The sequence below is a fragment of the Streptococcus sp. Marseille-Q6379 genome, assembly GCF_965119505.1.
Map to the genome: position 1 here is coordinate 546,230 of NZ_CBCPLV010000001.1, position 17,683 is coordinate 563,912.

Annotated in this window: 15 protein-coding genes and 1 riboswitch; all 15 genes read left to right on the plus strand. The window is 42.2% G+C overall.

Translation table 11 applies throughout. From position 1 onward, the window contains the following. Positions 1-73 precede the first annotated feature (73 nt). The 15 genes from ACWPVZ_RS02750 to ACWPVZ_RS02820 all read left to right on the plus strand — a co-directional run bounded on the left by ACWPVZ_RS02750 (position 74) and on the right by ACWPVZ_RS02820 (position 17,582). A complete protein-coding gene (locus ACWPVZ_RS02750) occupies positions 74-793 on the plus strand; it encodes a 16S rRNA pseudouridine(516) synthase (protein ID WP_454380778.1) in 720 nt (239 codons plus the stop codon). Positions 794-1,040: 247 nt separating this feature from the next. After that, entirely contained in the window at positions 1,041-2,186 is a 1,146-nt protein-coding gene (locus ACWPVZ_RS02755) for an amidohydrolase (protein WP_454380780.1), read from the plus strand. Between the two features lie 464 nt (positions 2,187-2,650). Then, positions 2,651-3,763 carry an alanine dehydrogenase gene (gene ald / locus ACWPVZ_RS02760; protein WP_454380782.1) on the plus strand — a complete coding sequence of 371 codons (1,113 nt, stop codon included), beginning with the start codon at positions 2,651-2,653 and terminating at the stop codon, positions 3,761-3,763. A 221-nt stretch (positions 3,764-3,984) separates the two neighbouring features. Next, positions 3,985-4,350 carry a hypothetical protein gene (locus ACWPVZ_RS02765; protein WP_073950745.1) on the plus strand — a complete coding sequence of 122 codons (366 nt, stop codon included), beginning with the start codon at positions 3,985-3,987 and terminating at the stop codon, positions 4,348-4,350. A 32-nt stretch (positions 4,351-4,382) separates the two neighbouring features. Continuing rightward, complete coding sequence (locus ACWPVZ_RS02770) at positions 4,383-5,183, plus strand: alpha/beta fold hydrolase (RefSeq protein WP_454381492.1); 801 nt, start codon at positions 4,383-4,385, stop codon at positions 5,181-5,183. Between the two features lie 141 nt (positions 5,184-5,324). After that, positions 5,325-6,641: an FAD-containing oxidoreductase gene (locus tag ACWPVZ_RS02775; RefSeq protein ID WP_454380784.1), complete on the plus strand. Its 1,317-nt coding sequence runs from the start codon at positions 5,325-5,327 to the stop codon at positions 6,639-6,641. Between the two features lie 242 nt (positions 6,642-6,883). Next, positions 6,884-7,762 (plus strand): mevalonate kinase, encoded by an 879-nt coding sequence (gene mvk, locus ACWPVZ_RS02780; RefSeq protein ID WP_454380786.1) that lies wholly within the window; start codon positions 6,884-6,886, stop codon positions 7,760-7,762. Beyond that, the gene (gene mvaD / locus ACWPVZ_RS02785) at positions 7,744-8,688 is read left to right on the plus strand and encodes a diphosphomevalonate decarboxylase (RefSeq protein ID WP_060971304.1); all 945 of its coding nucleotides are present in this window, start codon (positions 7,744-7,746) and stop codon (positions 8,686-8,688) included. The genes mvk and mvaD overlap by 19 nt, the downstream gene beginning before the upstream one ends. After that, positions 8,681-9,676: a phosphomevalonate kinase gene (locus ACWPVZ_RS02790; protein ID WP_454380788.1), complete on the plus strand. Its 996-nt coding sequence runs from the start codon at positions 8,681-8,683 to the stop codon at positions 9,674-9,676. The genes mvaD and ACWPVZ_RS02790 overlap by 8 nt, the downstream gene beginning before the upstream one ends. Before the next feature lie 48 nt (positions 9,677-9,724). Then, positions 9,725-10,729 carry a type 2 isopentenyl-diphosphate Delta-isomerase gene (fni, locus tag ACWPVZ_RS02795; protein ID WP_454380790.1) on the plus strand — a complete coding sequence of 335 codons (1,005 nt, stop codon included), beginning with the start codon at positions 9,725-9,727 and terminating at the stop codon, positions 10,727-10,729. Between the two features lie 498 nt (positions 10,730-11,227). Further along, positions 11,228-11,383, plus strand: a riboswitch (M-box (ykoK) riboswitch). A gap of 224 nt (positions 11,384-11,607) precedes the next feature. Further along, positions 11,608-14,268 carry a magnesium-translocating P-type ATPase gene (gene mgtA / locus ACWPVZ_RS02800; protein WP_454380792.1) on the plus strand — a complete coding sequence of 887 codons (2,661 nt, stop codon included), beginning with the start codon at positions 11,608-11,610 and terminating at the stop codon, positions 14,266-14,268. A 284-nt stretch (positions 14,269-14,552) separates the two neighbouring features. Next, positions 14,553-15,935, plus strand: a complete 1,383-nt coding sequence (gene glmU / locus ACWPVZ_RS02805; RefSeq protein WP_454380794.1) for a bifunctional UDP-N-acetylglucosamine diphosphorylase/glucosamine-1-phosphate N-acetyltransferase GlmU — start codon at positions 14,553-14,555, stop codon at positions 15,933-15,935. 75 nt (positions 15,936-16,010) lie between these two features. Continuing rightward, positions 16,011-16,559 (plus strand): NUDIX domain-containing protein, encoded by a 549-nt coding sequence (locus ACWPVZ_RS02810; RefSeq protein ID WP_454380796.1) that lies wholly within the window; start codon positions 16,011-16,013, stop codon positions 16,557-16,559. A gap of 3 nt (positions 16,560-16,562) precedes the next feature. Next, positions 16,563-16,823 carry a cell wall synthase accessory phosphoprotein MacP gene (gene macP / locus ACWPVZ_RS02815; protein ID WP_454380798.1) on the plus strand — a complete coding sequence of 87 codons (261 nt, stop codon included), beginning with the start codon at positions 16,563-16,565 and terminating at the stop codon, positions 16,821-16,823. Between the two features lie 66 nt (positions 16,824-16,889). Continuing rightward, positions 16,890-17,582, plus strand: a complete 693-nt coding sequence (locus tag ACWPVZ_RS02820) for a 5'-methylthioadenosine/adenosylhomocysteine nucleosidase (RefSeq protein ID WP_145516379.1) — start codon at positions 16,890-16,892, stop codon at positions 17,580-17,582. Positions 17,583-17,683 lie beyond the last annotated feature (101 nt).

The window sequence follows — 17,683 nt, forward strand, 5'->3', positions numbered from 1 at the left end:
ATGGATAAGTCTACCATGTTAGGTAGGCTTTTTTAGTCTGCTAGACCAAGCTTATCCGTGGTACAATAGGGTTATGCGTTTAGATAAATTATTAGGACAGGCGGGCTATGGTTCTCGCAATCAAGTCAAGAAGCTTATTCGTAGCCGTCAGGTATACGTGGATGGTGTCTTGGCTGAACAAGATAATCTTAATGTGGATGCTAGTCTTCAAACCATCACGGTTTCTGGTAAGGAACTGGAGCATGCCCCAGAAGTCTACTACCTTATGAATAAGCCGTCAGGGGTGGTGTCAGCTCGAAGGGACAAGGAACACCAAACAGTCATTGATTTGATTAAGCCTGAAGATCAGCGAAAGGGGCTTTATCCTGTTGGGCGATTGGATAGAGATACGGAAGGATTGGTGCTGATTACTAACAATGGTCCCTTGGGATTTGCCCTGCTTCACCCACGTTATCATGTGGCTAAGACTTATTATGTCGAGGTCAATGATGTTCTTGGGCCTAATGCACCTGCATTTTTTGAGTCTGGTGTTGTTTTTGAAGATGGTACTGTTTGTAAATCAGCTCAGCTGGAAGTTTTAAGTTCTGCGAGTGACAAGAGCTGTGCTAGAATTACGATTTCGGAAGGCAAGTTTCATCAAGTGAAAAAGATGTTTTTGGCTTATGGCGTCAAGGTAACCTATCTTAAGCGTATTTCTTTTGGAGAGTTTAAGCTTGATGAAGGGATAGCTGTAGGTTCCTACCGAACGTTGACCGAAGCGGAAAAAGCAATCTTACGTACTTATCTTGGCTAGTCATTTCTTATTATTAAGGTATGATAGGAACTTTCAATCTCCTGATAGGTCTATCCTATCACTAGGCTTAATACTGTAAGGTCCATAACGACGGTCTTTTCTAGGGGTATAAGTGAAACTTATGGCATTCCATAAGTTTTTTTAATTTCTCAATCCTTGTTTCTGGTGGTATGATGGTATCAATTCGATTGAGAACTGAAGTAAGTCAGGAGCAATGACCAAGTCTAATCAGAGAGGGAGGTTCATTATGACAGAAGCATTTTATAATCATTTAGCAAAGACACGTCATCAGATTCACCAACATCCAGAGGTTTCTGAGGAGGAGCACGAGACGACAGTCTTTTTGAAAGGCTATTTGAGAAATCTAGGTATTGAGCCTTTAAATTATCCCTTGAAGACAGGACTTATCGCTGAGATTGGGTCAGGTCATCCGATTATTGCTTTGCGTGCTGATATTGATGCCCTACCGATTAAGGAAAAGACAGGACTTCCTTATGCCAGCGACAATGGGGCCATGCATGCTTGTGGTCATGATTTTCACCAGACCTCTCTTCTCGGAGCTGCTCAGCTTTTAAAAGAAAGAGAAGCCGAGCTTAAGGGGACCGTTCGATTGATTTTTCAACCAGCCGAGGAAAATTTCCAAGGGGCCTATCAGGTCATTGAAGCGGGTGGTCTTGACGGTGTGTCAGCTATTATCGGTTATCACAATAATCCTCACTTGAAACCTGGTCAGATTGGTCTTCGTTCGGGAGCTATCATGGCAGGTGTGGAGCAGTTTAGGGTTGATGTTAAAGGTGTTTCGTCCCATGCTGCCCGTCCTGATTTGGGTGTGGATACGGTCTTGGTTACTACGACCATCATCAACAATTTACAGCAAATTGTGGCTCGGACGGTGTCTCCCTTTGAATCGGCTGTATTGTCAGTCACTCATATCGAAGTTGGAAATACCTGGAATGTCCTTCCGGCATCGGGATTTTTCGAAGGAACGATTCGTACCTTTGAGCCTAAGGTTCGTGAAGATGTCATTGCTCGCTTTGAAAAAGTTGTTCAGGCGACAGCTGACCAGTTTGGTGCTCAAGTTGACATTACTTGGGGTAATTCACCTTACGTGACCTACAATGACCAGACACTCACACCACTCATCTTTGAAAATTCTAAGGCCTTTGCAGAAGTGATTGAAACTTTGCCATCAACAGGGGGCGAAGACTTTGCGGCCTATCAAAAGGAAATACCAGGAGTCTTTGCCTTTATCGGCTCTAATGGTGAAGAAAATGCACCAGACTGGCATCATGATGATTTCCTTGTGAAAGATGAGGCCTTGCCAGTAGCTGTTAATTACTATGTGGAAAACGCCCTTTTCCTACTTGACTATTTTAAGGAGAAAGGCAAATGACCATTCCCTTAATCGGTATTACCAGTAATGAAAAACTTGTTAGGGAGTTGAGAGCTTCACTGACGCCCCATTTATAGGTGTTCAGTGGCATGCTGAGTTTCTCTTGGGACATAAGTTCTTAAAAGACCAAGGACTCTTTGATTATTTTGTTAAGAGTTTTAAATAAAGCTTAAGGACTTTAAATTGGTACTACTTTTGATATTGAAAAGGGAGGACGTGCTTAAGTAGAAAAAATCTTTTGATCATTTAGTTTACACTTAAGAATCCAGCCGATTGGTTGGGTTCTTTTGTCGTATTTTAGAAGCAAGATTTCAGGACTTAGAAAGGGAGGGAAGATTTTTCACTTGCTATTTTTGAGCTTTTTAGATAAAATGAAAGCGTTATCATCTTAAAATAATAGATAGGAAGTGGTCAAGTCATCTTTTTGATGGTTGACCTTATAACTTCCGAATAAGGAGAAACGTATGTTAATTGGTATTCCAAAAGAAATCAAAAATAACGAAAACCGTGTGGCTCTAACGCCTGCGGGTGTGCAAAGCCTTGTAGCTAAAGGTCATGAAGTTCTTATTGAAACCAATGCCGGTCTTGGCTCTGGCTTTACTGATGCAGATTATGAAAAACAAGGTGCTAAAATTGTTGCAACTGCTGCAGAAGCCTGGGCAGCTGAGCTTGTGGTTAAGGTGAAAGAACCTCTTTCAGCAGAATATGGCTTCCTTCGTGAGGATCTTTTACTTTTTACCTACTTGCACATGGCAGCAGCGCCAGAATTGGCAGATGCTATGGTCAATGCTAAGACAACAGGTGTGGCCTATGAAACAGTACGTAGCCAAGAAGGTCACCTACCACTTTTAGTTCCAATGAGTGAAGTCGCAGGACGTATGGCCGTTCAAATCGGTGCTCACTTCTTGACCAAACAAGAGGGTGGTTCTGGCGTTCTCCTAGGTGGGGTACCTGGTGTTCCTAAAGGGAAAGTGACTATTATCGGTGGTGGTGTCGTAGGGACACATGCGGCCCGTATTGCCCTTGGACTTGGGGCTCAAGTGACTATTCTTGATATCAGTGCCAAACGTTTGTCTGTCCTTGAGGAAGTCTTTGGTAGCCAAATTCAAACACTTATGTCAAATCCGCTCAATATTGAAGCGAGTGTTCGTGATGCTGATGTGGTTATCGGTGCAGTTCTTATACCAGGGGCAAAAGCGCCGAAACTCGTTACTGACGATATGGTTAAACAAATGCGTCCAGGTTCTGTTATTGTTGACGTTGCCGTTGACCAAGGTGGGGTTGTTGAAACTGCGGATCGCGTGACCACTCACGATGAGCCAGTTTATGAAACACATGGTGTCCTTCACTATGCCGTTGCCAATATCCCAGGAGCTGTGGCACGTACATCAACCATTGCCCTTACCAATGTCACTTTGCCTTATATCGAAGCCCTTGCAGGAAAAGGATTCAGAAAGGCAATTAACGACGACGAAGGTCTTCGTCAAGGGGTTACAACCTACCAAGGTCATATTACTAGCAAACCGGTTGCAAAAGGTCTAAACAGAGAATATACATCAATTGATGAATTGGCATAAATAGATTATTTAGCATAAACAAAGAGGAGTCGCACCATGATTTGGTTGGCTCTTTTTTTGTGGTCTGAGACAAGAAGTGAATCATTTTTTTGCTAGTTGATGGGTGAGTTCTCACAAAGGATGAATTTTTTCTAATTTTGGTCTTATTTTATGCTATAATGAGTAGAAATATTAAGGGGAGTAATGAGTATCTATAATGCTTGCCATTAGGAGGTTTTATCGTGGCCAATCATATTCGTGTTTTCACAGCAATTATTTTCTCGCAGCTTGTCGTCTTTTATTTTGGTCTTCAAATGAATGTATCATTGTCCGAGCTTATATTTACAGTAGGTGTGGCATCCCTGCTTGAAATTATTTATCATGTGAGGCTTGTTCGTAAGATAGGAGCCGATATTTCTTTTGAAACTTTTTGGAAAAATTGCGACCAACTTTTTAGAAAAAATGCTGTGCTCTTCTTTTTTTTAGTTTTTTACCACATCATTTTCAAAGGTGGGGATTTCGTGTCCTTTATGATTTGGCAAGTTTTCTTTGTTGTCTTGGTGACTACTATCATTTTGGCGTCAAATGATGCACCGGAATCACGATAGTACTTAGATAATGCAATGAAAGAGTGAAGGTAATGTTTAGCATTCAAAGAAATCATTTATCAGACCAGGGCGTTGACTATATCACTTTTGGTAAGGGGAACAAAACTCTCATTATCATTACGGGGTTAAGTTTGCAACGATTAGGTGATATGTCCAACCTCACTATTTACTCACTATTTTCTCGATACGCTAGGGAGTACAAGGTCTATATTTTTGATAGAAAGAACCATATCGAAGAAGGTATTTCAATTGAAAATATGGCTGATGACCTCTACCATTCTTTACAAGAGTTGCATATTGCTAATGCCTCTATCATAGGCATATCACAAGGTGGTATGATTGCTCAGCTGTTTGCTATCAAGTATCCTCAAAAGGTGAAAAAGCTAGTATTAGCTCTGACATTATCTCGCAATAATGCTATCAGTAGAGAAACCATCGGAGGGTGGATAGAGATGGCAGAAAATGGTGATATGGATAAGCTCAATATGGATTCCATGAGTAAATCATTTTCGTCACCTGTTTTAAAGAAATTATATGTGATTAATAAACTATTCCTGAAGACTGTGAGTGTTGAAAAACAAGAACGATTTGTCCGTTTAGCCAAGTCAATTCTTGAGTTTGATTACCATAAGTCCCTTGATAAAATCATCTGCCCGACTCTTGTCTTGGGAGCTAAAAAAGATTTGGTTCTGGGAGTGGATGGTACAAGGGAACTTGCAAATAGCATTCCAAATGCTTCCTATTATGAATTTAGCAAACAGGGTCACGCAGTCTTTATTGAGAGTAAGCAATTTAATAAAATGATATTAGAATTTCTGCGAGAAAACACTTAGGTAGTGGACTTATGGAAATCTATTAAAAACGGATGAGAAAGGGGTTACAATAAAACTGTAACCTCTTTTTATTTTCCAGTTCAGATATGTGCGGTCTGAAAAATTAAATGATAGAATGGCAATAGATAGGAGGATACAGAAATGTTGAACTATGATTTGATTGTTATCGGTTTCGGTAAAGCCGGTAAAACTCTGGCTGCTAAGATGAATGCAGCTGGTAAGAAAGTTGCTGTCATCGAGCGCAGTAAAGCCATGTATGGTGGTACTTGCATTAATATTGCGTGTATCCCAACCAAGACTATGATTGTTGCGGCTGAGAAGGGCTGGTCATTTGACGACACCATGAAGGAACGTGGTGCAGTGACTGGTCGTCTTAATGCTAAGAATTATAAAATGTTGGCAGACAATGGCGTTGATGTCATTGATGCAGAGGCACATTTTGTGTCGAATAAGGTTATTGAAGTAGTAGCTGGTGATGACCGCCAAGAGCTTACAGCTGAGACTATTGTTATCAATACTGGTGCTGTATCTAATGTCTTGCTTATTCCTGGTTTGACAACAACTGAGCATGTCTACGATTCAACTGGTATTCAAACCCTTGAAGCCTTGCCAAAACGTCTGGGTGTCCTAGGTGGTGGTAATATCGGTCTTGAATTTGCTGGCCTTTATAACCGTTTGGGAAGCCAAGTGACTGTCTTGGATGTAGCGACTAGCTTCTTGCCACGTGTAGAGCCATCTATTGCTAAGTTGGCCAAGGAATACATGGAAGAGGACGGCATTGTCTTTGAGCAAGGTGTTAAAACTTCCGAAGTAAAAAATGACGGTGATGAAGTTGTCGTTGTTACTGACAAAGGCGAGTTCCGTTTTGATGCGCTCCTCTATGCGACAGGACGCAAGCCTAATATCGAACCCCTTCACTTGGAAAATACAGATATTACCTTGACTGAACGTGGTGGTATCCAGGTCAATAAACATTTGGAAACAAGTGTTCCTGGTGTCTTTGCGGTGGGGGATGTTAATGGTGGTCTCCAATTCACTTACATTTCACTAGATGATTTCCGTATTGTCTTTAATTACTTGACAGGGGATGGTAGCTATAACCTTGAAACACGTGGAGCAGTTCCAACTGCCATGTTCCTCAACCCACCTTTGGCACAGGTTGGCCTTACTGAAGACCAAGCCAGAGCAGCAGGTGGACCAGTTGCTGTCAAGGAACTTCCAGTTGCTGGCATGCCTCGTGGTCATGTTAACGGTGACTTGCGCGGTGCTTTCAAAGCTGTGGTAAACCCTGAAACTAAGGAAATCTTGGGAGTGACACTCTTTGGTCAAGAATCTCATGAAATTATCAATCTAATTACCCTAGCTATGAATCATCACATTCCATATACAGATTTGGCTAAACAAATCTTTACTCACCCAACTATGGCTGAGAACCTAAATGATTTGTTTGCGATTTAAAATGAAAAGAGCCGAGAGGCTCTTTTTTTGTGAGTATATCATCCATACAAAGCGACACTCTAGGTTAGATGTCGCTTTTTTTGCGCTTTGATGATAAGATAGAAGTGACATAGGAAAATTCCTTAGATTGGTGCTCTTTGTCTCCTTTGAATGCTTGATTGACCTTGAGTCACCACTAGAATCTGTATGAAAAATCTAGAAAGACACTCGCCTGCAAATTCGTCTGTGAGTGTGTGTAATTTATGACTAAGAAAGTAGGAGTGGGCAAGGCTCACAGTAAGATTATTTTGATGGGGGAGCACTCGGTCGTTTATGGTCATCCTGCCCTTGCCCTCCCTCTTAAGGATATTGAGGTTGTCTGTCAGATTCAGGCGGCTGAGACTCCTTTGACGCTCAAGGCTCAAGATCCCTTGACGACAGCGATTTTTTCAGCGCTTAATTATCTGGAAATCAAAAACCAGCCTATCAGCTATGCTATTAAGTCTAGTGTCCCTGAAAAGCGTGGCATGGGGTCGTCTGCGGCTGTAGCCATTGCGGCAATTCGAGCGGTCTTTGATTATTTTGATCAGGAGCTTAGCCAGGAGACCTTGGAAATGCTAGTTCATCAGGCGGAGACCATTGCCCATAGTAAACCTAGTGGTTTAGATGCAAAGACCTGCTTGAGTGACAAAGCCATTAGCTTTACGCGTAATATCGGTTTCAAGGAAATCGAGGTCAATTTAGGTGCCTATCTGGTCATTGCTGATACGGGTATCCATGGAAATACCCGTGAGGCCGTGGAAAAGGTTGAGGCTATTGGTTTAGATGCCTTGTCAGATCTCAACCAACTGGGCGAATTAAGTCAGAAGGCAGAACGTGCCCTCAAAGCCAAGGATCAAAAGCTTCTTGGTCAGCTCATGTCTCAAGCCCATAATCATCTTAAATCTTTAGGGGTATCTTGTGATTTGTCGGATCTTCTAGTAGCAACTGCTCTGGAGCAAGGTGCACTGGGAGCCAAGATGTCAGGTGGAGGACTTGGTGGCTGTATTATTGCCCTGACAAGTACTAAAGACCAAGCCCAAACGATTGCTAAAAAACTTCAAGAAAAAGGAGCCGTAAACACGTGGATAGAAAGCCTGTAAGCGTCAAATCGTACGCAAATATTGCTATTGTCAAATACTGGGGTAAGGCGGATGCGGAGCGTATGATTCCTTCAACCAGTAGTATCTCACTGACTTTGGAAAATATGTATACGGAAACCAAGTTATCTTTTCTGCCTGAGGATGCGACTGGTGATGTCATGTATATCGATGATGAGCTCCAAGGGGAAAAAGAAACAACCAAGGCCAGCAAGGTTTTAGATCTCTTCCGTACTAATCCAAACCAACATGTCAAGATTGAAACTTGGAACAACATGCCAACAGCAGCGGGTCTATCCTCAAGTTCCTCAGGACTTTCTGCCCTAGTTAAAGCAGCTAACGAGCTCTTCCAAGTCGGAAAAACGCAGTCTGAATTAGCTCAAATTGCCAAGTTTGCTTCAGGCTCATCATCACGTTCTTTCTTTGGACCATTGGCAGCCTGGGACAAGGATAGTGGTGAGGTTTACCCGGTTGAAACAGACCTTAAATTGGCCATGATTATGCTGGTTTTGACAGATCAAAAGAAACCCGTATCAAGCCGGGACGGTATGAAATTGTGCACCGAAACATCGACCTCTTTCCCAGAGTGGATTAAACAGTCTGAGCAGGATTACAAGGATATGTTAGACTATCTCAAGGCTAATGATTTCCAAGCAGTCGGTGAGCTCACTGAAGCTAATGCTCTTCGTATGCACCAAACAACAAGTACGGCTAACCCACCATTTTCATATCTAACGGAAGCCTCTTATCAGGCTATGGACAAGGTTAAGGCCCTCCGTGCCTCTGGTGAGCAGTGTTACTTTACTATGGATGCAGGACCAAATGTTAAGGTGCTCTGTCTGGAAGAAGACCTAGACCGCCTAGCAGACCATTTCAGTCAGGACTATCAGGTCATTGTTTCACGCACCAAGGAGTTGCCAGATGCCTAAGCAGTCGGTCAATCAGGTCACAGTAAAAACAGGTGGGAAACTCTACATTGCTGGAGAATACTCAGTCTTAACAGCTGGGCAGACAGCCCTAATCCAATTTATTCCCATTTTCATGTCAGCAGAGGTCAAGGAAGCACAAACTACCCAGTTGTCCTCAGACATGTTTGACTATAGTGTTAGTCGTGAGTCAGACGCAAATTACGCCCTCATTCAAGAGGCCTTGAATACTTTTGAGGCCTTTTGTGGTGAGAAGTTACCCGCTCTGGACCTTTCCATCACTGGAAAGTTGGAACGAGATGGGGTTAAATTTGGTATCGGTTCTTCGGGTTCTGTTGTGGTATTGACCCTCAAGGCCTTGGCAGCAGCCCTTCAGAAAGACTTATCTAAAGACATTCTCTTTAAGCTAGCTAGCTACAGCCTTCTCAAGCAGGGAGATAATGGTTCTATGGGAGATTTAGCTTGTATCGTATACGAGGATCTGATTTCCTATCGTTCCTTTGACCGTGCAAAAATAGCAGAGCTTATAGACCAAATAACTCTATCAGAGCTTTTGGAAAAAGACTGGGGCTATCGTATCAGTCCTATAGTGCCAGTTCTCAAAGCTCACTTTTTGGTGGGGTGGACCAAGCAAGCTGCTATCTCAAAAGACATGGTTAAAATGGCCAAATCTCGCATATCAAGCAAGTATTTAAGTGAAACAGAAGTTGCCGTCCAAGATGCCCTCAAGGCACTGGAAACAGGAAATAAGAATTTACTTAAGAGCAGCCTTCAGGCTGTCAGTGACCAGTTGGAATCACTTAGTCCAGATATTTATGTGGCCAAGCTGAAAAAACTCAAAGAAGCAGAGCAAGGACTTGATGCTATCGCTAAGTCTTCTGGAGCAGGTGGTGGCGACTGTGGTATTGCCTTTGCCTTTGACCAAGCAAGCCGAGATACCTTAGTTGAGCGCTGGCAAGAGGAAGGAATAGAGCTCTTGTATGAGGTTTAGTGGTCAGCTAAGTAGACATTATCACGCAAGAAAGTAAAGAAATAACCTATGACAAATCGTAAAGACGATCACATCCGTTATGCCCTCAAGTACCAGTCGCCCTACAATAGTTTTGACGATATGGAACTTATCCACAAGTCTCTACCGACTTATGATTTAGATCAGATTGACTTGTCCACACATTTTGCGGGACGAGATTGGGATTTTCCCTTTTATATCAATGCCATGACAGGTGGTTCCGCCAAGGGTGGTGCTGTTAATCGAAAATTAGCTGAGGTGGCCAGCCGAACAGGTATTCTCATGGTGACGGGGTCCTATAGTGCTGCTCTAAAGGGAGAAGCACCAGAATCCTTTGACTATCGCCAAGAGTTTCCAGACTTAGACCTAGCGACTAATATCGGTGTGGATAAGTCTGTGGACCTAGGGATTAAGACGGTGGAAGCTATGAACCCAGTCTTTTTACAGCTCCATGTTAACCTTATGCAGGAGCTTCTCATGCCTGAGGGAGAGCGTATTTTCCATACATGGAAGGAAAATGTGGCGGCTTATGCACAGAAAATAGAGTGCCCACTTGTCCTCAAGGAGGTCGGCTTTGGTATGGATGTGGAAACCATTCGTTACGCCATGTCTCAGGGTATCAAGACTGTGGATATCTCTGGTCGTGGTGGGACTAGCTTTGCCTATATTGAAAATAGTCGAGGCGGCAACCGTGATTACCTCAATGACTGGGGACAAAGCACCGTTCAGACCCTCTTGCAAGCCCAAGACCTTCGTGAAGATGTGGAAATCTTAGCCTCTGGCGGCGTGCGCAATCCACTTGATATGGTTAAATGTCTGGTCTTAGGAGTAAAAGGTGTAGGCCTCTCACGAACAGTTCTTGAATTGGTGGAACGTAATCCTGTGGATAAGGTTGTGGCTATTGTCAATGGCTGGAAGGATGACCTTCGTCTCATCATGTGTGCCCTTGATTGTCAAACTGTTGATGAGCTCAAATCTGTAGATTACATCTTACACGGTAAGCTACAAGGGACTTATATCAAGCAAAGAAAGTAGGAAAGAGCGTGAAATTTCTAGAATTAAGCAAAAGAAATTTTAAAAGAAGTAAATTGTTTCTTTTTTAAAATCCTTAATTTTGTTTCTCAATCTTGGTTTGACAATTTTAACGCATTCGACCAAAAGACTAATTTGGTTGTTTTTGTCATCGATTGCCTTGCTTCTAGCGAGCTAAGTGAGCAATTAACGAGACTTTCCGCTGTGAGAAAAGTTCTAGAAATACTTGTATTTCTAGAACTCGGAATTTTTGAGAGTAAAACAGTTTGGGGAACTGTTTTAGCCTGAGCCTAGAAATTAAAAAGTGAAGGGTCTCAAAAATTAGTCATGGAGCTTCGAAGAAGTTCGATGACGTCCGCACTCACTTAAGGAAAGTCTAAAAAAATCCATTTTACAAAAGAATATCTTACAAAAAAGAGCGGAAGCTCTTTTTTTATTACCCACTCAAGCAAAAAGTAACTTTTCCCCTTGACAAGTTACCGCCTTAGGAGTATTATTTTCAGTGAAATACGGTAGGTGAGGCTACCACAAGGATACGGATGACTACCGCAAAGCAGTGGAGACACTACTCGTTGGTCAACAGTCCTGATCGCCAAGGTCAAGACTAAGCTCATTTCATCGCCTTGCGGAGCTAAAGCTTGAACGGTCCATTTTTTGACAGAATCTATTAAAAAATCAACCTCGAGTTTATAGAGTCTTACCTGTATATGGGTAGGACTCTTTTCTTTTGTCTGAGGTCCACCCACTATGTAAAAAAATGAAAGGAGAAACCTATGAGACTAATCGACGATCACCCCGAACCGCACCTAACCAGTCAATCGCTGATTAGTGTCTTAGGGACTCCATAAGTGATTGGCTCCTGATTAAATAAGGAGATTCCAATGTCAACAAATAAAGAAAGACTTATTGCTGCTCTTCAAGAGCCACTTGAAACAACCCTTACTCGCTACAAGACTCATTTGGATGGCTTGAAGGAAGACCAAGTAGAAGAAAACCGTGACCTTTATGGGGAAAATGTCATAACCAAGGGACAAGAGGATTCTATCATCAAAAAGATTTATGAATCTATCATCAATCCCTTTACTGTTATTCTCTTAGTCATTGCTCTAGTTTCCTTTATCACCAATGTCTGGCTTGCTAAACCGGGTGAAGAAGACCCAACGACTTCTATCATCATTGTCACTCTAGTTTTGATATCTGGTGGTATCCGTTTTATTCAAGAACTTCGTAGCGACAAGGCTGCCAGTAATTTGTCTCGCATGATTGTCAATACAGCAACAGTACTTCGAGATGGCAGTGAGCAAGAAATCCCAATCGATGAAATTGTGGTTGGAGATGTGGTCAAACTGAGTGCGGGAGATATGATTCCGGCGGATGTGGTCTTGCTAGACTCTCGTGATTTCTTTGTTCAACAGTCTGGCTTGACAGGTGAAAGCGATGCTGTGGAAAAGGCTTGTCTGTCTAAGGCGGATGGTCAAAATCTAGAGAGTTTGCTTGAGAGTGAGAGCCTTGCTTTCATGGGAACTAATGTTATCTCTGGTCGTGCAACAGCCTTGGTTTTAGTTGTTGGTGATGACACCATGATGGGAGCTATCGAGCAGACCATCAATACTTATGACGAACCAACTTCCTTTGAACGTGAGATGAACTCCATTTCTTGGCTCTTGATTCGACTCATGTTGGTCATGGTTCCTGTTGTTTTTGTGATTAACGGTTTAACAGATGGGGACTGGCTTGAAGCCGGCGTCTTTGCCCTTAGTGTGGGAGTCGGTTTGACCCCAGAAATGTTGCCGATGATTATCACAGCCAGTCTTGCCAAGGGTTCTATCATTATGGCCAAGGAAAAGGTGGTCATCAAAAAACTTAATGCTATTCAAGACCTAGGGGCTATCGACATCCTTTGTACGGATAAGACAGGAACCCTGACTCAAGATGAAATCGTTCTTGAGTACCCTCTTGATATCCATGGTGACCTTGACCTATCAGTGCTTCGGAGAGCCTATCTTAACTCTTATTTCCAAACTGGCTTGAAAAATCTTATGGACCGTGCCATTATTAGCCGAACTGAGAGAGAAGCTAAGAAACACGACATCGTTCGTGACCTTGACCAAACCTTCCACAAGATTGATGAGCTCCCTTTTGATTTTGAACGCCGTCGCATGAGTGTCATTGTTAAAGACAATGATGGTTTTGTCAGCATGGTGACAAAAGGTGCCCTTGAAGAAATGCTCTCTGTTTCTAACTATGTGGAATACAAGGGTGACATTATCCCATTAACCGACGATGTTCGCGAGGAGGTCCTTGCGGAAGTCGCACAGTTGAATGAACAAGGTTTGCGTGTTCTCGGTGTTAGCTACAAATCACAGCTTAATGAAAATGACGTCTTTAGTGTCGAAGATGAAAGTGACATGATTTTGACGGGATATCTTGCCTTCCTTGACCCACCAAAACCATCAGCAGCACCTGCTATCAAGGCTTTGGCAGAGTATGGTGTGACCACAAAGATTTTGACTGGAGACAATGATAAGGTGACACAGGCTGTCTGTGAAAAAGTTGGTCTAGATGTGACGCACATTCTACTTGGAAGTGATCTTGATACCATGTCAGATCAAGATTTGGCTAAGGCTGTGGAAACGACAACAGTCTTTGCTAAGTTATCCCCAGACCAAAAGGCACGAATTATCCTAAGCCTTAAGGAAAATGGGCATAAGGTAGGCTATATGGGTGATGGTATCAACGATGCCCCATCCATGAAGGTGTCAGATGTGGGGATTTCTGTGGATACAGCTGTTGATATCGCCAAAGAAACTGCAGATGTTATCTTGCTTGATAAGGATTTAATGGTCTTGGAAAAAGGTTTGGTTGAAGGACGGAAGGTCTATGCTAATATGACCAAATATATCAAGATGACGGTTTCTTCAAATTTCGGGAATATCTTTTCTCTCCTCTTTGCCAGCATTTTCTTACCATTCCTACCAATGGCACCTGTGCATTTGATTGTCCTAAATCTTGTCTATGATATCTCTTGTATCGCCCTTCCATTTGACAATGTGGACAAGGAATTTCTTAAAGAGCCACATATCTGGGAAGCCAAATCAATCATGCGTTTCATGGCTTGGATAGGACCTATTTCGTCCGTATTTGATATTTTGACATATATCTTGCTCTATTTTATCATTGTGCCAATGATTTTGGGGCATGGCTATGTTCATGGTTCACCAGAAGCAGCAGCCTTTATCATTATTTTCCAAACAGGTTGGTTTATCGAATCTATGTGGTCTCAAACCATGGTTATCCACATGTTACGTTCACCAAAACTACCATTTATTCAAAGTCACCCAGCACTATCAGTTGTTGTGACAACCTTATTTGCTGCTTTCTTTGTGACTTCTCTTCCATACAGTCCATTGGCTAGTCTCTTAAAACTCAGCCATCTAAACGGTCTCTATTTCATTCTCTTGTTTATCATCATTACTTTGTATATGCTTAGTGTTACCTTTGTGAAGCATATCTATATTAAGAAATACAAAGAATGGTTATAGGATAACTATTCTTAGAAAAAGAGCTTAAGCTCTTTTTTCATTACCTTTCATTCTGCCAAAACCTTTTCATTTATGGTATAATAGGGCGATTATAGATAATCAGAGGCCCTAAAAAACGTCAGTTATGAGGACATATTTTCTAAGAAATGAGAGACTATGTTTTCAAGGCCCCTTTCTTTCGTAGGCTATCCCAGTGGGAGGTGGAGGCCCTGAGATTTGGGGCTCAAGGCTAAGACCGCCTCGAAGGAAACCATCACAAAAAAATCTTAAGAAGGAAAAAGAAAATGAGTAATTACGCTATTATCCTTGCTGCGGGTAAAGGAACTCGCATGAAATCAGATCTTCCAAAAGTATTGCACAAGGTTTCAGGCATCACTATGCTTGAGCATGTTTTCCGTGCAGTTTCAGCTATCGAACCAGCTAAAAACGTTACTGTTATTGGTCATAAGGCTGAGCTTGTTCGTGAGGTTTTGGATGGTCAATCTGCCTTCACTATGCAAACTGAGCAGTTGGGGACTGGTCATGCAGTAATGATGGCTGAAGAAGAGTTGGCTGGACTTGAAGGTCAAACGCTTGTTATTGCTGGTGACACGCCTTTGATTACTGGTGAAAGCCTTAAAAACCTTATTGATTTCCACGTTAATCACAAAAATGTTGCCACTATCTTGACTGCAACTGCGGACAATCCGTTTGGTTATGGTCGTATTATCCGTAACGAAAATGGCGAAGTGACTAAGATTGTTGAGCAAAAAGATGCCAACGAGTTCGAACAACAGGTCAAAGAAATCAATACAGGGACTTACGTTTTTGATAATAAACGCCTCTTCGAAGCACTTAAAAATATCAACACTAACAACGCTCAAGGGGAATACTATTTGACTGATGTTATTTCTATTTTCCGTGAGAATGGTGAAAAAGTAGGTGCCTTCACTCTTCGTGACTTTGAAGAAAGTCTCGGGGTTAACGACCGTGTTGCCTTAGCTACGGCAGAAGATGTTATGCGTCGTCGCATCAACCAAGCTCACATGGTTAATGGTGTTACTTTCCAAAATCCAAACGCTACTTATATCGATGTGGATGTGGAAATTGAGCCAGACGTTGTCATTGAAGCCAATGTGACGCTTAAAGGTAAAACTAAGATTGGTGCGGAGTCAGTGCTTACCAATGGGACTTATATTGTGGATTCAACAATCGGTGCTAATACTGTTATCACTAACTCTATGATTGAGCATTCAGTGGTTGAAAAAGGTGTTACCGTTGGTCCGTTTGCCCACGTTCGTCCGGATTCAACCCTCAAAAAAGATGTTCATATCGGTAACTTTGTTGAGGTTAAGGGTTCTACTATCGGTGAAAATACCAAGGCTGGACACTTGACTTACATTGGTAATGCGGAAGTTGGTTCTGATGTTAACTTTGGTGCTGGAACAATTACTGTTAACTATGATGGACAACACAAGTTCAAGACACAAATTGCCAATAATGTCTTTATCGGAAGCAATTCAACCTTGATTGCACCGCTTGAAATTGGGGATAACGCCCTCACAGCGGCTGGTTCAACTATTACAGATGATGTGCCAGCGGACAGCGTAGCCATTGGACGTGGCCGTCAGGTCAATAAAGAAGGCTATGCCATTAAGAAACCTCACCACCCAAGCCAACAAAAGTAGGCTTAAGGCTATCTGAGCTTGGTTGTTCTTATAAAACCAGCTTAGAATGAGGTCAGAAGTAAAAGGAGTCAAGTCATGGAGTTTGAAGAAAAAACACTTAAACGTGAGTCAAAATTTAAGGGACATATTTTTGAAGTTGCAGTAGACGAAGTCCTCTTGCCAGACGGTAAGACAGCTGGTCGTGAACTCATCTTCCACAAGGGAGCAGTAGCTGTTTTAGCGGTTACCCCAGAAGGAAAAATCATTATCGTCAAGCAATACCGCAAGGCTATTGAGGCAGTTTCTTACGAGATTCCTGCGGGTAAACTGGAAGTCGGTGAAGCTGGCGATGAAATGGCTGCAGCAGCGCGGGAACTTGAAGAGGAGACTCAGTATAAGGGTGATCTCGAATTGATTCATGAGTTTTACACAGCCATTGGTTTCTGTAATGAAAAAATCAAGCTCTATGTGGCTACAAACCTCAAGCCTGTTGAAAATCCACGCCCACTTGACGAAGATGAGTTTCTTGAAATCTATGAGTTGACTTATGAGGAATGTATGGAACTCGTAGCTTCAGGTGCAATTCAAGATGCTAAAACCATCATCGCTCTCCAATACTATGCACTTCATTTCGGAGGAAAATAAGCTATGAGTAAGCCACTTTTGACTGACGATGTCATTGAGCAGGCTAAGCGTGGGGAAATTGACTTAGAGGATCATCCTTATTATGAGGACTACGAGGAAGAGTTCTATGATGAGGACTATGAAGCTAATTATCAGCCCTCTGCTTACAAGAGCCGTCGGATTGAGAATGCTAAACGCAATCAATTCCAGCACAAGCTTAATCGCATCCTCTTTTGGGTTGTCGTCCTCTTGATTATTCTCTTCATTGCTGTCTTTTATTTCTAATAAGTCTATGAGTCAGATAGCTCTATCTACTGATTCAAGAAAGATTACAAGCTGAAAAGGAACTATATGAAAATCGGAATTATCGCTGCCATGGAGCAGGAATTAGTGCTTCTAGTGGAGCAATTGGAAAATAAGGTTGAAGAAATTGTTTTGGGCAATACCTACTATACAGGACGTTTGGGTAAACAAGATGTTGTTTTAGTCCAATCAGGTGTTGGTAAGGTCATGTCAGCCATGTCTGTGGCTGTTCTGGCAGACCACTTTGGCGTTGATGCCCTCATTAACACTGGTTCTGCAGGAGCAGTAGCACCTGGACTTAAAATCGGAGATGTGGTTGTGGCATCAAAATTGGCCTATCATGATGTTGACTTGACAGCATTTGGCTATGACTATGGCCAAATGTCTATGCAACCACTCTACTTTGAAAGTGACCCTACCTTTGTAGAGACTTTTGAAAAGGTCTTGGCTCAAGCCTCTATCGACTCTAAAATTGGTCTTATTGCGACTGGTGATAGCTTTATTGCAGGTCAGGATAAGATTGATGCTATTAAAGGGCACTTTCCAGAAGTCTTAGCCGTGGAAATGGAAGGAGCAGCCATTGCTCAAGCTGCACACAGTGTCAAGAAACCTTTCATCGTTGTTCGTGCTATGAGTGATACAGCAGCCCATGACGCTAATATTACTTTTGATGAATTCATTATTCAGGCGGGGAAACAATCAGCTGCTATCTTGGTAGAGTTTCTCAAAGAGCTTGCCTAAAATACTTTAAATGAGTGTTTATGCTCATTTTCTTAATTAATTTAAAGACGACTGCTATTCCTTTAAGAATGGCAGTTTTTTCTTCCTTTAGACAGGATAAT

What these genes read in the sequence shown, in the direction of transcription:
- ACWPVZ_RS02775 (WP_454380784.1), top strand. Translation starts at nt 5,325, where the DNA reads ATGTTGAACTATGATTTGATTGTTATCGGTTTCGGTAAAGCCGGTAAA.
- ald (WP_454380782.1), top strand. Translation starts at nt 2,651, where the DNA reads ATGTTAATTGGTATTCCAAAAGAAATCAAAAATAACGAAAACCGTGTG.
- ACWPVZ_RS02770 (WP_454381492.1), top strand. Translation starts at nt 4,383, where the DNA reads ATGTTTAGCATTCAAAGAAATCATTTATCAGACCAGGGCGTTGACTAT.
- macP (WP_454380798.1), top strand. Translation starts at nt 16,563, where the DNA reads ATGAGTAAGCCACTTTTGACTGACGATGTCATTGAGCAGGCTAAGCGT.
- mgtA (WP_454380792.1), top strand. Translation starts at nt 11,608, where the DNA reads ATGTCAACAAATAAAGAAAGACTTATTGCTGCTCTTCAAGAGCCACTT.
- fni (WP_454380790.1), top strand. Translation starts at nt 9,725, where the DNA reads ATGACAAATCGTAAAGACGATCACATCCGTTATGCCCTCAAGTACCAG.
- mvk (WP_454380786.1), top strand. Translation starts at nt 6,884, where the DNA reads ATGACTAAGAAAGTAGGAGTGGGCAAGGCTCACAGTAAGATTATTTTG.
- ACWPVZ_RS02820 (WP_145516379.1), top strand. Translation starts at nt 16,890, where the DNA reads ATGAAAATCGGAATTATCGCTGCCATGGAGCAGGAATTAGTGCTTCTA.
- ACWPVZ_RS02755 (WP_454380780.1), top strand. Translation starts at nt 1,041, where the DNA reads ATGACAGAAGCATTTTATAATCATTTAGCAAAGACACGTCATCAGATT.
- glmU (WP_454380794.1), top strand. Translation starts at nt 14,553, where the DNA reads ATGAGTAATTACGCTATTATCCTTGCTGCGGGTAAAGGAACTCGCATG.
- ACWPVZ_RS02790 (WP_454380788.1), top strand. Translation starts at nt 8,681, where the DNA reads ATGCCTAAGCAGTCGGTCAATCAGGTCACAGTAAAAACAGGTGGGAAA.
- ACWPVZ_RS02750 (WP_454380778.1), top strand. Translation starts at nt 74, where the DNA reads ATGCGTTTAGATAAATTATTAGGACAGGCGGGCTATGGTTCTCGCAAT.
- ACWPVZ_RS02810 (WP_454380796.1), top strand. Translation starts at nt 16,011, where the DNA reads ATGGAGTTTGAAGAAAAAACACTTAAACGTGAGTCAAAATTTAAGGGA.